The organism is Mycobacterium sp. 360MFTsu5.1 (genome assembly GCF_000383495.1).
Classification (GTDB): Bacteria; Actinomycetota; Actinomycetes; order Mycobacteriales; family Mycobacteriaceae; genus Mycobacterium; species Mycobacterium mucogenicum_B.
The window spans coordinates 450545-464625 of the sequence record NZ_KB911464.1; the positions used below are offsets into that span (position 1 = coordinate 450545).

General features: G+C 67.6%; 11 protein-coding genes and 1 riboswitch. Of the genes, 2 read left to right on the forward strand and 9 right to left on the reverse strand.

What is annotated here, in order from left to right; genetic code table 11:
• Positions 1-6: 6 nt before the first annotated feature.
• Complete coding sequence (locus tag H289_RS0109040) at positions 7-795, forward strand: creatininase (protein ID WP_020100456.1); 789 nt, start codon at positions 7-9, stop codon at positions 793-795.
• Positions 796-849: 54 nt separating this feature from the next.
• Here H289_RS0109040 and lpdA read toward each other — a convergent pair whose 3' ends face one another.
• The 9 genes from lpdA to H289_RS0109085 all read right to left on the reverse strand — a co-directional run bounded on the left by lpdA (position 850) and on the right by H289_RS0109085 (position 13097).
• The gene (lpdA, locus tag H289_RS0109045) at positions 850-2217 is read right to left on the reverse strand and encodes a dihydrolipoyl dehydrogenase (RefSeq protein ID WP_020100457.1); all 1368 of its coding nucleotides are present in this window, start codon (positions 2215-2217) and stop codon (positions 850-852) included.
• Positions 2214-3155, reverse strand: a complete 942-nt coding sequence (lipA, locus tag H289_RS0109050; protein ID WP_020100458.1) for a lipoyl synthase — start codon at positions 3153-3155, stop codon at positions 2214-2216. The genes lpdA and lipA overlap by 4 nt, the downstream gene beginning before the upstream one ends.
• A 6-nt stretch (positions 3156-3161) precedes the next feature.
• Positions 3162-4538, reverse strand: coding sequence for an L-serine ammonia-lyase (locus H289_RS0109055; protein ID WP_020100459.1), 1377 nt, complete (start codon positions 4536-4538; stop codon positions 3162-3164).
• Positions 4538-5806 carry a serine hydroxymethyltransferase gene (glyA, locus tag H289_RS0109060; protein WP_020100460.1) on the reverse strand — a complete coding sequence of 423 codons (1269 nt, stop codon included), beginning with the start codon at positions 5804-5806 and terminating at the stop codon, positions 4538-4540. Before glyA ends, H289_RS0109055 begins: the two co-directional genes overlap by 1 nt.
• Positions 5807-5808: 2 nt before the next feature.
• The gene (gene gcvH, locus H289_RS0109065) at positions 5809-6207 is read right to left on the reverse strand and encodes a glycine cleavage system protein GcvH (protein WP_020100461.1); all 399 of its coding nucleotides are present in this window, start codon (positions 6205-6207) and stop codon (positions 5809-5811) included.
• A gap of 46 nt (positions 6208-6253) precedes the next feature.
• Positions 6254-7354 carry a glycine cleavage system aminomethyltransferase GcvT gene (gene gcvT / locus H289_RS0109070; RefSeq protein ID WP_020100462.1) on the reverse strand — a complete coding sequence of 367 codons (1101 nt, stop codon included), beginning with the start codon at positions 7352-7354 and terminating at the stop codon, positions 6254-6256.
• Positions 7351-10227: an aminomethyl-transferring glycine dehydrogenase gene (gcvP, locus tag H289_RS0109075; RefSeq protein WP_029104994.1), complete on the reverse strand. Its 2877-nt coding sequence runs from the start codon at positions 10225-10227 to the stop codon at positions 7351-7353. Before gcvP ends, gcvT begins: the two co-directional genes overlap by 4 nt.
• A gap of 156 nt (positions 10228-10383) precedes the next feature.
• Positions 10384-10476: riboswitch (glycine riboswitch) on the reverse strand.
• 36 nt (positions 10477-10512) lie between these two features.
• Positions 10513-11514 (reverse strand): agmatinase, encoded by a 1002-nt coding sequence (gene speB / locus H289_RS0109080; protein ID WP_020100464.1) that lies wholly within the window; start codon positions 11512-11514, stop codon positions 10513-10515.
• A 128-nt stretch (positions 11515-11642) separates the two neighbouring features.
• The gene (locus H289_RS0109085; protein WP_231387983.1) at positions 11643-13097 is read right to left on the reverse strand and encodes an amino acid permease; all 1455 of its coding nucleotides are present in this window, start codon (positions 13095-13097) and stop codon (positions 11643-11645) included.
• Positions 13098-13232: 135 nt separating this feature from the next.
• On the opposite strand from H289_RS0109085, the gene H289_RS0109090 reads away from it, so the two are divergent.
• Positions 13233-14012, forward strand: coding sequence for a DKNYY domain-containing protein (locus H289_RS0109090; protein WP_020100466.1), 780 nt, complete (start codon positions 13233-13235; stop codon positions 14010-14012).
• Positions 14013-14081 lie beyond the last annotated feature (69 nt).

A 14081-nucleotide genomic window follows, 5' to 3' on the forward strand; every position in this document is an offset into this window, starting at 1 on the left:
TTCCACATGACCGAGCAGAAGCCGTCCCGGCTGTACCGGGAGATGACGTGGCCGGAAATCGCCGCGGCCGCCGCCGCCGACATTCCGGTGGCCATTCCGATCGGCTCGACCGAACAGCACGGCCACCATCTCCCGGTCTGCACCGACTGGCTGATCCCCGAGAAGCTGCTGGAAGCCGCCAGCGAACGGACCGATCTCATCGTCGGGCAGTTCGTGCCGTTCGGCTACCGGAGCCGGCCGGGAAGCGGTGGCGGACAGCATATTCCGGGCACCCTGTCGCTGCGGGCCACCACGTACATCGCACTGCTCGAGGACATCCTCAGTGAGCTGAAGCGCGCCGGCTTCCGCAACATCGTCCTCTACAACTGGCACTACGAGAACAGCGGCTTCATCTACGAACCGGCATTCCTGATCTCCGAGCGGCACCCCGAGCTGAAGATCCTCGTCATGGAGGACGCCAACCCGGACTTCACCGCCGACCGCCAGCACGCCATCTGGCCCGACGGCTTCCCGGGCCTCGCGCTCGAACATGCAGCCGTCATCGAAACGTCGCTGCTGCTGCATCACGCACCGCACCTGGTGCGCCCCGAGCACATCAAGGCCGACTCCCCTGAGCGCGTCGTGAACTACGACGTGCTGCCGATCGACACCCGCATGTCGACCGCCACCGGCACGCTGTCCTCGCCCGAGGCCGCCAGCGCCGAGAAAGGCAAGCTGCTGACCGAGTGGATGGCCGACCGGCTGGTCGCGATTCTCGATGAGGAGTTCGGGGACCGCCGGGACGGTTTGGCCTAAACCCGCAACGCCGAGGATTGCAGCCACATGGTGACCGCAATCCTCGGCGCTACGTCAGCCATGCAGGTGCAGCGGCGCTCCGGACACGGCCATCAGCGCCTCGCCCAACGCCTCGTTCTGCGTCGGGTGGGCATGGACGAACCGGGCAGCCTCGGCGGCCTTGACGCCCAGGTTGTAGAGCAGCTGCGCCTCGCCGATCAGCTCGGAGACCCCGGCGCCGATCATGTGCACGCCGACCACGGTGCCGGCGGGATCCACGACGAGCTTGACCGCGCCGGACGCTTTGAGGATCTGGCTGCGCCCGTTGCCGGCGAGGTCGTACGTCACGGTCTCCACGCCGTCGCCGTACTGCTCGCGAGCGGCGTCTTCGGTGAGGCCGACGGAAGCGATCTCCGGATCGCAGTAGGTGACCCGGGGAATGCCGAGTTCCGCGACGGCCTCGGGGTCGCGCCCGGCGATCTGCTCGGCGACGAACAGCCCCTGCTGAAATGCCCGGTGCGCCAACTGGAGTCCGGCGACGATGTCACCGATCGCATAGACGGTCGGCACGCTGGTGCGTAGCTTGTCGTCGGTCACCACGAAACCGCGGTCGAGCTGGACGCCGGCCTCTGTCAGGCCGAGGTCCGCGGTGCGCGGGCCCCGGCCGACCGCGACCAGCAGCACGTCGGCCGAGAGCACGTCACCGGACTCCAGCGTCACGTGGACCGCATCGTCGTCGGAGGTGACGCCGGTGACGACAGCCCCGGTCTTGGCGGTGATCTTGCGGCGGCGGAACAACCGCTCAAGGTAGGCCGAGATCGCGGTGTCCTCGTTGGGCACGAGCCGGGGCAGGGCTTCGACGATGGTCACCTTGGCGCCCAATGAGGTCCACAGGCTGGCGAATTCGACGCCGATCACGCCGCCGCCGAGAATGATGGCCGACGACGGGATGCGGTCCAGTTCGAGTGCCTGGTCGCTGGTGAGCACGCGGTCCGAGGTCTGGATCATCCCGGGGACCTTGGGTGCGGACCCGGTGGCCAGGATGATGACGCCACCGCTGATGGTGGTGCCGTCGACCTCGACGGTGGTCGGCCCGGTCAGCCGGCCGCGGCCACTGATGACGGTGATGCCCAGGGCCGCAATCAGACCCGTCAGGCCCTTGTGCAGGCGCGACACCACGGTGTTCTTGAAGCCGTGCAACTTGGTGACGTCCACCCCGTCGAACGACGCGGTGATGCCGAATTGCGCTGCGGTGCGCGCGGAGTCGGCTACTTCCGCGGCGTGCAGCAGCGCCTTGGTCGGGATGCAGCCGCGGTGCAGGCATGTCCCACCGACCGCGGCCTCGTCGATCAGCACGACCGACCGTCCCAGCTGCGCGCACCGGATCGCGGCGGCGTACCCGCCCGGCCCACCGCCCAGGATGACGACGTCTGCTTCGGTCACTGCGTGCTCCTCTGTTCTTGGATGACGGTGCGGGCCTGCGCGTAGAGCGCACCCGCCCGGTAGGAGGACCGCACCAGCGGTCCGGACATGACACCGAGAAAGCCGATCTCGCGAGCGGCGGTGTCGAGGTCGTCGAATTCGGCTGGGGTGACCCAGCGTTCGACCGGATGATGCCGTGGGGTGGGCCGCAGGTACTGGGTGATGGTGACCAATTCGCAGCCGGCCTCGCGCAGGTCCCACAACGCCTGTAGCGCCTCTTCGGTGGTCTCCCCCATGCCCAGGATCAGGTTCGACTTCGTGATCAGGCCCGCACCCCGGGCTCGCGCCAGCACCCCGAGCGAGCGCTCGTAGTCGAAGCCCGGACGGACACGGCGGAAGATCCGCGGCACTGTTTCCAGGTTGTGCGCCAACACTTCTGGCGCGGTGCCGAAGACCTCGTCGAGCTGGTCGGGTGTCCCGGTGAAGTCCGGGATGAGCAGTTCGACACCGGCGTCCGGGCAGGTGGCATGGATCTGCCGGACGGTCTCGGCGTACAGCCAGGCGCCGCCGTCGGGCAGGTCGTCACGCGCCACTCCGGTGACGGTCGCGTACCGCAACTGCATCTGCGCCACCGATTCTGCGACGCGGCGCGGTTCGTCACGGTCCAGTTCGGCGGGCTTGCCGGTGTCGATCTGGCAGAAGTCGCAGCGCCGCGTGCACTGGTCGCCACCGATCAGGAACGTCGCCTCACGCGATTCCCAGCACTCGAAGATGTTGGGGCAGCCCGCTTCCTGGCATACCGTGTGCAGGTCGTTGCGCTGCACCAGCGCGGACAACTCACGGTACTCGGGGCCGGTCCGAAGCCGGGCCTTCATCCAGGGCGGCTTGCGTTCCACCGGGGTCTGCGCATTGCGAACCTCGAGCCGCAGCAAGCGGCGCCCTTCTGGGGCGATGGTCATGTCAACTCAGCATTCGACGACGTTGACGGTGACGGCGAGGCCACCGGTCGAGGTTTCCTTGTACTTGGAGCTCATGTCCATGCCGGTGGCCCGCATGGTTTCGATGACCTGGTCGAGGCTCACCCGGTGGGTGCCGTCACCTCGCAGGGCCATGCGCGCGGCGTTGATGGCCTTGCCGGCGGAGATGGCGTTGCGCTCGATGCACGGAATCTGGACCAGGCCGCCGATCGGATCGCACGTCAGCCCCAGGCTGTGCTCCATCGCGATCTCGGCGGCATTCTCCACCTGTTGCGGTGTGCCGCCGAGGATTTCGGCGAGGCCGCCGGCCGCCATGGATGCCGCGGATCCGACCTCGCCCTGGCAGCCGACCTCAGCACCGGAGATCGATGCGCGTTCCTTGTAGAGCGATCCGATGGCGCCGGCGGTCAGCAGGAAGCGGACGGTGGCGTCGTCGGGATCGGCCTTGCCTGCCGCGGTGTAATGCAGCGCGTAGTACAGGACGGCCGGGATGATCCCGGCGGCACCATTGGTCGGTGCGGTGACGATGCGTCCGCCCGAGGCGTTCTCCTCGTTGACGGCGAGCGCGACCAGGTTCACCCAGTCCTCGGCGAACGCCGGATCGCGCTGGGGGTCTTCGGCATTGAGCCGCAGGAACCAGTCCTTGGCCCGGCGACGAACCATCAGGTTGCCGGGAAGGTAGCCGTCGCGGGACATCCCGTTGGTGGCACAGGCGAGCATCACGTCGCGGATGTGCAGCAAGCGCTCACGCACCTCGGTGTCGGTGCGAGTCGCGGACTCCTGGCCCATCATGGCCTGGCTGATGGAGATGCCGTTCCGCGCGGTGAGGTCCAGGAGCTCCGCCGCCGAGGTGAATGAGCCCACACCACTGGCACGTTGGGGCGGATGTGCCAGGTCTTCTTCGGTCACCACGAAACCGCCACCGACCGAGAAGTACGTCTCGCTGTAGAGCACGCCGCCGTGTACCGACATGGCCGTCACCGTCATTGCGTTCGGATGACGGTCGAGCTGCTGCGTGGGGTGCAGGGCGATGTCGGATTCGGTGAGGGCGAGCACGATTCGCCCGCCCAGCCGGATCTTGCCCTCGGCCCGGATGACCGACAGCCGCCGTTCCATCTCGTCGGTCTCGATGGTCTCGGGCCGGTAGCCCTCCAGGCCGAGCAGGATGGCCGGCATGGTGCCGTGGCCGCCGCCGGTGGCGGCCAGCGACCCGTACAGATCGACGCGGACATCGGTGACGTGGTCGAGCACGTTGCGCGCGGTGAGTTGGTCGACGAACATGCCGGCCGCCCGCATCGGGCCGACGGTGTGTGAACTCGACGGCCCGATCCCGATGGAAAACAGGTCGAACACGCTGATCGCCATTACAACTCCGGGTAGAGCGGGAACTGTTCGGCCAGCGTACGCACCTGCGCGGCAAGATGTTCGGTATCGGCGCCACTGTCGGCGATGAGTGCGGCGGCGATGACGTCGGCGACGCGGGCGAACTCTGCGTCCCCGAACCCGCGGGCGGCGAGCGCCGGCGTCCCGATCCGCAGTCCCGACGTCACCATGGGCGGCCGGGGATCGAACGGCACCGCATTCCGGTTGACGGTGATACCGACGGCGTCGAGCCGGTCCTCGGCCTGCTGGCCGTCGATGGCCGCGTTGCGCAGGTCCACGAGCACCAGGTGCACATCGGTGCCGCCGGTGAGAACGGTGATCCCCGCGGCCTTCACGTCCGGTTGGCTCAACCGGTCGGCCAGGATCTGTGCACCCCGCAGGACGCGCTGTTGACGCTCTGCGAACTCGGGCTGGGCAGCCATTTTGAAACCGACTGCCTTGGCCGCGATCACGTGCTCCAGCGGACCGCCCTGCTGGCCGGGGAACACCGCCGAGTTGATCTTCTTTGCGATGTCGGCCTCGTTGGTCAGGATGACACCGCCGCGGGGCCCGCCGAGAGTCTTGTGCGTCGTCGAGGTCACCACGTGTGCGTGCGGCACCGGGGACGGGTGCAAGCCCGCGGCGACGAGCCCGGCGAAGTGGGCCATGTCCACCATCAGGTAGGCCCCGACCTCGTCGGCGATCTCGCGGAAACGGGCGAAGTCCAACTGACGCGGATATGCCGACCAGCCGGCAATGATCAACTGCGGCTGATGTTCCCGGGCCGCGTCGGCGACCGCATCCATGTCGACCAGGTAGTCCTCTTTCGAGACCCCGTACGCGGCGACGTTGTAGAGCTTGCCAGAGAAGTTCAGCCGCATGCCGTGCGTGAGGTGGCCGCCGCAGTCCAGCGACAGGCCGAGAATGGTGTCGCCCGGTTTGATCAGCGCGTGCATCACCGCGGCGTTGGCCTGCGCACCCGAATGCGGTTGCACGTTGGCGAATTCGGCGCCGAACAGGTCCTTCACGCGGGCGATGGCGAGCCGTTCGATGACGTCGATGTGTTCGCAGCCGCCGTAGTAGCGGCGGCCCGGGTAGCCCTCGGCGTACTTGTTGGTCAGTACCGACCCCTGCGCCTGCATCACGGCCAGCGGCGCATGGTTCTCCGAGGCGATCATCTCGAGGCCCAGGCGCTGACGGTGCAGCTCGTCGCCGATCGCCGCGGCGATCTCGGGGTCGAAATCTGCGAGCCGTTCATCCAGGATGCTCATGGCTAGCCCTCGTTCCGTGCGGCGTATTCGGCTGCGGTCAGCAGGCTTCCGGCCTCGGTGGCCTGCACTTCGAACAGCCAGCCCGCGTCGTAGGGATCGGCGGTGATGATGCTGGGATCGTCCACGGCATCGGAGTTGACCGCCGTGACGGTGCCACTCACCGGTGGGTACAGCTCCGAGACGGTCTTGGTCGATTCCACCTCACCGCACGTTTCGCCGGCGGTGATGGTGGCCCCGACCTCGGGCAGGTCGACGTACACCAGGTCGCCCAGTGCCGCCGCGGCGACCGAGGTGATGCCGACGCGAACTGGAGTCCCGGGAAGTGCCGCACCGGGAGCGATGAGCACCCACTCATGTTCCTCGGTGTAGCTGCGGTCGTCGGGAATGGTGTTGGTGGCCATGGTGATCCTTGTCTGAAGTAGTGGGCTGAGCTCGGTTGGGCGCAGCTCAGGAGCGGCGATAGAACGGCGCGGGCGTGACTTCGAAGGGCTCCCGCCGCCCGCGGACATCGACCTGCACCTTGGTGCCCGGTTCCGCGAGCGCCGCGTCGAGGTAAGCCAGCGCGACGGGGTATCCCAGGGTCGGCGACAGCGTGCCCGACGTCACGGTGCCCACGACGGCGTCGTCGCCCTGGTGCACGGTGTACCCGGCACGTGCCGCCCGTCGGGTGTCACCCCTGAGTCCGACGAGGACCTGCGGGACGGCCTGCTGAGAAAGCTCTTGCAGCGCCTCACGTCCCACGAAATCCTTGCCGAGCCGTACGACCTTGCCGAGGCCCGCCTGGTAGGGGTTGGTGGTCAAGTTCAGCTCGTGCCCGTAGAGCGCCATCCCGGCCTCCAACCGGAGCGTGTCGCGGCACGCGAGGCCCGCGGGCACGCCACCCGCTTCCGTGGTTGCCGTGAGCAAGGCCTGCCACAGCGCGACGGCGTGGGCGTTGGGTACGTAGAGCTCGAAGCCGTCTTCACCGGTATAGCCGGTGCGCGCCAACAACACGTCGATGCCGCCGACCCGGGCTTCGGTCACCGCGTAGTACTTGAGATCCGCGACCGTGGCGCGCTGGTCTGCCGGCACGAGCGAGCTGACGATGGCCTCGGACGCCGGACCCTGTACGGCGATCAACGCGGTGGCGAGTGACTGGTCGTCGACCCGCGCGTCGAATTGCGCTGTGCGGCTGATCAGTTCACGTGCCACGGTCGGCGCGTTGGCGGCGTTGGCGACGACCAGGAAGTGCTCGTCGCCCAGCCGGTACACGACGAGATCGTCGATGACCCCGCCATCGGCATCGCACATCAGCGAGTACTTGGCCCTGCCGACGCCGATCTTGGAGGCTTCACCCGCCAGCGCGAAATCCAGGGCGGCGGCCGACTGCGGTCCGGTGACCGCGATCTCACCCATGTGCGACAAGTCGAACAGGCCCGCGACCGCGCGTACCGCGCGGTGCTCGGCGAGCTCGCTGCCGTACTTCAGCGGCATTTCCCAGCCGGCGAAGTCGGTGAAACTGGCTGCCAGGGCGCGATGTTCGTCCAGCAAGGGCGATGTGGGCTTCATACGAGGGCCTCCTCGAGGATGTCGGCGGATTCGATCTGGAACGCTTCAGGAGCGGGGCAGGAACAGGCCAGATTGCGGTCACCGTGGGCGCCGTCGATGCGGCGGACCGGTGGCCAGTACTTGTTGCGCCGCAGTGTGGCAACGGGATACGCGGCGTACTGCCGGCTGTACGGCAGCGTCCACTCGGCGTCGGTGACCTGCTCGGCGGTGTGTGGGGCCTGCCGCAGCGGGCTCTGCTCCAGCGTCCACTCCCCTGAGCCGACGCGGCTGATCTCGTCGTGGATGCCGACCATCGCGGTGATGAACCGGTCCAGTTCGGTCAGGTCTTCGGACTCGGTCGGTTCGACCATCAGGGTGCCGTTGACCGGGAAGGACAGCGTCGGGGCGTGGAAACCGTAGTCGATCAACCGTTTTGCGACGTCCTCCGCCGTCACGCCGGTGCGCTTGGTGATCTCGCGCAGATCCAGGATGCACTCGTGCGCGACGAGTCCGGTTTCGCCCTTGTAGAGCACCGGGTAGCGGTCGGTGAGGGATGCGGCCAGGTAGTTGGCGGCCAGCACCGCGTTCTTGGTGGCCGCCGTCAGCCCCTCGGGACCCATCAACGCGAGGTAGGCCCACGTGATCGGGAGGATGCCCGCCGATCCGTAATTGGCTGCCGACACCGGTCCGGGACCCTCGACCGCCAGCGGATCGCCCGGCAGGAACGGCGCGAGGTGTGCCCGCACCGCGACGGGCCCGACGCCCGGACCGCCACCGCCATGCGGGATGCAGAACGTCTTGTGCAGGTTCAGATGCGAGACGTCGCCACCGAACTCACCCGGTTTCGCCAGGCCGACAAGGGCATTCAAGTTGGCGCCGTCGACGTAGACCTGACCGCCGGCGTTGTGGACGAGCTCGCACACCGTGCGTACATCGGCTTCGTACACACCATGCGTGGATGGGTAGGTCAGCATGATCGCCGCGACCCGGCCGGCATGTTCGGCGAGCTTGGCCTGCAGATCGTCATGGTCGATGTTGCCGTTGGCGGCCGTGCCGACGACCACCACGCGCATGCCGGCGAGCACCGCGGAGGCCGCGTTGGTGCCGTGCGCCGACTGCGGGATCAGGCAGATGTCGCGGTCGGCGTCGCCGCGGGACCGGTGGTATGCGTTGATGGCCAGCAGACCCGCGAGCTCGCCCTGCGATCCGGCGTTGGGCTGCAAGGAAACCCGGTCGTAGCCGGTGATCTCGGCCAGCCAGTCCTCCAGGTTCCCGATCAGTTCCAGGTACCCGGCGGTCTGCCTGGCCGGGGCATACGGATGGATGCCGGCGAAGCCGGGCCAGCTGATCGGTTCCATCTCGGCGGCGGCGTTGAGCTTCATGGTGCACGAGCCCAGCGGAATCATGGTGCGGTCCAGCGCGAGGTCCTTGTCGGACAGTTCACGCAGGAAACGCAACATCGCTGTCTCGGACTGGTGGTCGTGGAACACGGGGTGCTGCAAATACTCCGAGGTGCGCAGCACGTCGAGCGGCAGTGCGCCGGCGCCGGCGGGTGCGACGGGCGTCGCACCGAACACGTCGAGCACCTGGCGGATGACGTCGTCGGTGGTGCACTCGTCGCACGCGATCGCAACGTGATCGGCGTCGACGTGGCGCAGGTTGATGCCCGCGTCGTCGGCCGCCGCCACGATCTGTGCCGCCGCACCGGGCACCCGCACCAGCACCGTGTCGAAGAAGTGCTCGTGGACGATCTCCCGGCCGGCGGCCCGCAAGCCGTCGGCCAACGCGGCGGCATGGCCGTGCACCGCAGATGCGATGGCACGCAACCCTTCCGGGCCGCGATAGGCAGCGTACATCGCGGCGACGTTGGCCAACAGCGCCTGTGCGGTGCAGATGTTGCTGGTGGCCTTGTCCCGGCGGATGTGCTGTTCGCGGGTCTGCAGTGCCAGGCGATAGGCGGGCTTGCCGTCCACGTCGACCGAGACACCCACGAGACGTCCGGGCAGCATGCGCTCCAGGCCAGAGCGCACCGCCATGTAGCCGGCGTGCGGGCCACCGAAGAACAACGGCACCCCGAACCGCTGGGCCGAACCGACGGCGATGTCGGCGCCCTGTTCACCGGGGGCGGTGAGCAACGTCAGGGACAGCAGGTCGGCCGCGACCGCGGTGAACATGCCGCGGTCCCGCGCGGCCGCGATCAGTGGGGCGAGGTTTCGGACGACACCGCTGGCACCCGGCGACTGGAAGACGACGCCGAAGGCGTCACCGTCGGGCAGGGCGTCGGTCAGGTCGGCCAGGACCACCTCGATGCCGACCGCCTCGGCCCGCCCGCGCACCACAGCCACGGTCTGGGGCAGGCAATCCGCATCGAGCACAACACGATTGGACTTCGAGGTCTTGTTGGCCCGGCGCATCAGCAGCACCGCTTCCATGACCGCGGTGGCTTCGTCGAGCAGTGACGCGCCCGCGACCGGCAGCGCGGTGAGGTCTTCGATGACGGTCTGGAACGTCAGCAGCGCTTCGAGCCGGCCCTGCGAGATCTCGGGCTGGTACGGCGTGTAGGCGGTGTACCAGGCCGGAGATTCCAGCATGTTGCGGCGCAGCACCGGCGGGGTGATGGTGTCGTGATAACCCAGGCCGATCATCTGGATTCTGGTCTGATTCCGGTCCGCCAGGGCGCGCAGCGCGCCGAGCACCTGCTGTTCGGATCGCGCGGCCGGGAGCTGCAGACCGCCGGGGCACCGGATCTGCTCCGGCACCGCCGCATCGATCAGATCGTCGAGCGACGAGTAGCCGAGAACATCGAGCATATGCCGGCGGCCGGCGTCGTCAGGACCGATATGACGGTCACGAAAGCTGCTGTGGGCCTTGCCAATTGCAGTGCGGTCAAACATGAGGTGACTCCGGTTCGCGGGGCGTCGCTGACTGCTCGACGCATCGTTGGGTAGCACCTCCCCGCTCTGTCCTGAAACCTGAGAGTTTTGACGCGTGCGCGCCGTTCACCTTCGGTAAGCGTGGATCGATGGATCCGCACTGTTCTCCAGAGTTGCCTCATCGCTGCGGTATTTGGGCCTGAGAGTTTCCCGGGGAGGACTTGCTCCTACGGCGCCTCCGTTTTCCGGAGGTTCTCCCACAGCGCGTTGTCGGCGTATTGAGTTGTCTGCGGCAATCGTAGCCTGTCAGGTCAGTGCGTTCGCAACCTCACCGTTGACCGGCAGACCGGTGCGTACGCCGGCGGCCATCAGGGAGATGATGTCGAAGACGACCGTTGCCGCTGCCACACAGGTGATTTCGGCGTGATCGTAGGCCGGGGCCACCTCGACGACGTCGGCGCCGACGATGTTCAGGCCGGTCATCTTGCGCAGCATCTTCAGCAGTTCACGCGACGTGAGGCCGCCCGCCTCGGGCGTGCCGGTGCCCGGCGCGAAGGCCGGATCGAGCACGTCGATATCGATGGACAGATACACCGGCACGTCGGCGACGCGGCGCCGGACGACGTCGATGGCCGCGTCGATACCGATCACGTCGAGGTCGCCGGCGCGGATGATCTTGAAGCCCATACGCGCGTCGTCGTCCAGGTCGATCTGGTCGTAGATCGGGCCGCGGATGCCGACGTGGATCGAGTGGTCCTCGATCAGCAGACCTTCCTCGAAGGCGCGCCGGAAGATGGTGCCGTGCGTGACGGGCGCGTTGAAGTAGGTGTCCCAGGTATCCAGGTGGGCGTCGAAGTGCACGAGTGCCACTGGTCCGTGTTTGGCATGCAGCGCACGGAGATTCGGCAAAGCGATGGTGTGGTCGCCGCCGATGGACACGATGCGCCGATCGCCGCCGCGGAGGATCTCGGCAGCATGATCTTGAATCTGTTGGCAGGCCTCGTCGATGTTGTACGGCGTGACGGCGACGTCGCCGGCGTCGACCACCTGCAGCTCCTGCACCGGCGCGACGCCGAGCTCGACGTGGTAGCCGGGACGCAGGGTGCGGGCGGCCTGCCGGACCGCCATGGGGCCGAACCGGGCGCCGGGCCGGTACGACGTGCCGCCGTCGAACGGCACCCCGAGGATGGCGATGTCGTAGTCGGACACCTCGTGGATGTCGGCGATGCGGGCGAATGTGCCCTTACCCGCGTACCGGGGCACCTTGGTGGCAGGCACCGCACCGATGATGTTGTCTCGCGTGCTCATCTGTCGTGTTCAGCCTCTCGACTCGCGGGGTGTTCGATTGCCAGCATCGCTGCCCGTGACGGCGGGTTGCGAGTGGTTTCTGCCATAAGCGGCGCGGGCTCGTTTGAGCATTCGCACAAGCGGAGTGTTCACAGGCGTTCGCCGACGGGTTCGGTGATGCGACTGCGGCACCGCGCGTACACGAACGCACCGACGATTCCCAGGCTCACCAGGCTGATCACCATGCTCCAGTTCACGAACCACGGCTGTCCGGGCTGCGTGCGCGGCCAGAGGACGTTGATCACCTCGAAGGCCAGCCACACGGCGGCCGCATACGTCACCGGCGCGCCCCAGCGCCCCAGCGAGAAGACGCCGGGTACCCAGCGCCCCGCGAGGCGGGTGAGTGCGGCGGCGAAAACCGGTACGGCGAAGGCGATGTAGGGGCCCATCACCGAGAAGTTGACCAGTACGTTGTACAGATCGGAGCCGGCGAACAGCAGGAAGAACGCGGCGACGACGGCGGTGAGGCCAATGGCGCGGATCGGCATGCGTTCGGGGCCACCGAGTTTCGACAGGAACGCGGCGCCCGGGAGGGCACGGTCGCGCGCCATGCCGTACACGGCGCGCGAGACCGCCGACTGCACGGCCAGGCACGCGGACATGAAGCCGATGACGAACATCACCAACAGCGGCTTGGCGATGGACGAACCGAGCTGCGCCGTCAGCGTCGCCGAGACGGGGTCACCGCTCTGCGCGGTCAGTACCGCCGACAGGTCCGGGATCGCGAGAATGACGGCGGCCGCCGAGTACATGACGATGACGCCCACCAGCAGCAGCGCGAAGACGATGGCCTTGGGCACATTGCGCTCGGGGTTCTCCACCTCTTCGGCGATCGAGCCGGCGGACTCGAAGCCCAAGAAGGCCCAGCCGACGAAGGCGACCGCCACCAGCATCGTGCTCATGGTGCTGCCGGAGCTGTCGGGCAGGCCGTCGAACAGCGTCGAGATCGGGTTCACGCGGTGGAACAGCAGCAGCACGGTGCCCAGCACCACCGAGCCGACGATCTCGCAGATGATGCTGGCGACGATCATGACCTTGAGGACCTGACGGCCGATCATGTTGGCCGCGGTGGTGAAGCAGATGACGCCGATCGAGACGGCGGCGAGCAGCCACCGGCTGGGCGCCTCGACCCCGATGACCTCGAGCATGAATCCCGCGGCGGCATAGGCCATGGTGGACAGCGTCAGCGTCAGGCCCCAGACGTACGCCCACGCCGCCGTCCAGCCCCACGTCGTGCCCTTCACGTGCCGCGCCCACTGGTAGACACTGCCGGCGTACGGGAAACGCGATGCCAACTCACCGAAGACCAGCGCCACCAGCAGCTGACCGCACAGCACGATCGGGAACGCCCAGAAGAATCGCGGCCCCGCCGCGAACAGGCCCAGTGCGAAGATGGCGTAGAGGGCCACGATCGGTGAGATGTCGGCGAAGGCCAGCGACAGCGCGGCACGAAATCCGAAGCCGCGGTTGAGAATGTCGTGACCGCGTTCGCGGGGTCGGGCCGCCACGTCGTCGGCAGCGCCCTCCAGGCTTCGAATTCCCACCAGTGTCCTTCCGGTTCGTGCACAAGTAGCCCCAGCGTGCTGAACACGGCGTGCCCGGAATACCCGTCGATCGATAGATGCGCGACCGGCCTCTTTGTGCGAACGTCTAATCCGGGGCACACAGGAGGTCGGCACATGCGCAGATGGGCCACCGCGCTGGCTGTCTCGGCAGTGCTCCTGGCGCCCGCGTGTAGTCCCAAGGTCGTCGGCGGCTACTACGTCGAGGACGGCAAGGTCTACTGGACGGGCGGCATCGACTCGTCACCTCGCGAAGTGGCCGGCGCGGACGCCGGCTCCTTCAACAAACTCTCCAGCGGCTACGCACGCGACAAGTCACACGCCTATTACCGCGGGGCTCAGATCGCCGGTGCCGACGTCGCCACCTTCGACTGGCTGAATTACGGCTGGGCCAAGGACCGGAACCACATTTGGGCGGGCACCCTGCCCCTCAGCAGCGACCCAGACCACTTCGAGACGATCAACGGCGATCTGGCGAAAGACGGTCGGGCCGTCTACTGCAAGGACCGCGCGATTTCAGACGATCCGGCGCACTTCGAGATCCTGCGCGTCTCCCGCGACGACCGAAACCTGGACTACACCAAGGATATTCACGCCGTGTACTACCGATGTGACGTGATCCCCGGGGCGGACGCGGCAACCTTCCGTCGGCTCAACGACAGTGTGTTCAGCTACGCCGTCGACGATCAGCGGGCGTACTACCAGGACCGGCCGATCCCCGGCGCTGACCCGCATACGTTCCGGGTGCTGTACGACACCGCCAACCAAGGCTGCGCCGCCGACGCGAACCATGCGTACCGCTGGGACACCGTCATCCCCGACGTCGATCCGCACGGCTTCCCACCCGGCAAGCCGGTGACCGGATGCGACGCGACGCAGGTTACGTTCGGGCCATGACAGCTGACCATGGAGAACCGCGCCGACCGAGCCGGTTCCTCGTCATCGGAGCGGTGTGCGTTCTTGTGG

What these genes read in the sequence shown, in the direction of transcription:
- H289_RS0109090 (WP_020100466.1), top strand. Translation starts at nt 13,233, where the DNA reads ATGCGCAGATGGGCCACCGCGCTGGCTGTCTCGGCAGTGCTCCTGGCG.
- lipA (WP_020100458.1), bottom strand. Translation starts at nt 3,155, where the DNA reads ATGACCATCGCCCCAGAAGGGCGCCGCTTGCTGCGGCTCGAGGTTCGC.
- gcvT (WP_020100462.1), bottom strand. Translation starts at nt 7,354, where the DNA reads ATGAAGCCCACATCGCCCTTGCTGGACGAACATCGCGCCCTGGCAGCC.
- gcvH (WP_020100461.1), bottom strand. Translation starts at nt 6,207, where the DNA reads ATGGCCACCAACACCATTCCCGACGACCGCAGCTACACCGAGGAACAT.
- gcvP (WP_029104994.1), bottom strand. Translation starts at nt 10,227, where the DNA reads ATGTTTGACCGCACTGCAATTGGCAAGGCCCACAGCAGCTTTCGTGAC.
- H289_RS0109040 (WP_020100456.1), top strand. Translation starts at nt 7, where the DNA reads ATGACCGAGCAGAAGCCGTCCCGGCTGTACCGGGAGATGACGTGGCCG.
- glyA (WP_020100460.1), bottom strand. Translation starts at nt 5,806, where the DNA reads ATGAGCATCCTGGATGAACGGCTCGCAGATTTCGACCCCGAGATCGCC.
- H289_RS0109055 (WP_020100459.1), bottom strand. Translation starts at nt 4,538, where the DNA reads ATGGCGATCAGCGTGTTCGACCTGTTTTCCATCGGGATCGGGCCGTCG.
- speB (WP_020100464.1), bottom strand. Translation starts at nt 11,514, where the DNA reads ATGAGCACGCGAGACAACATCATCGGTGCGGTGCCTGCCACCAAGGTG.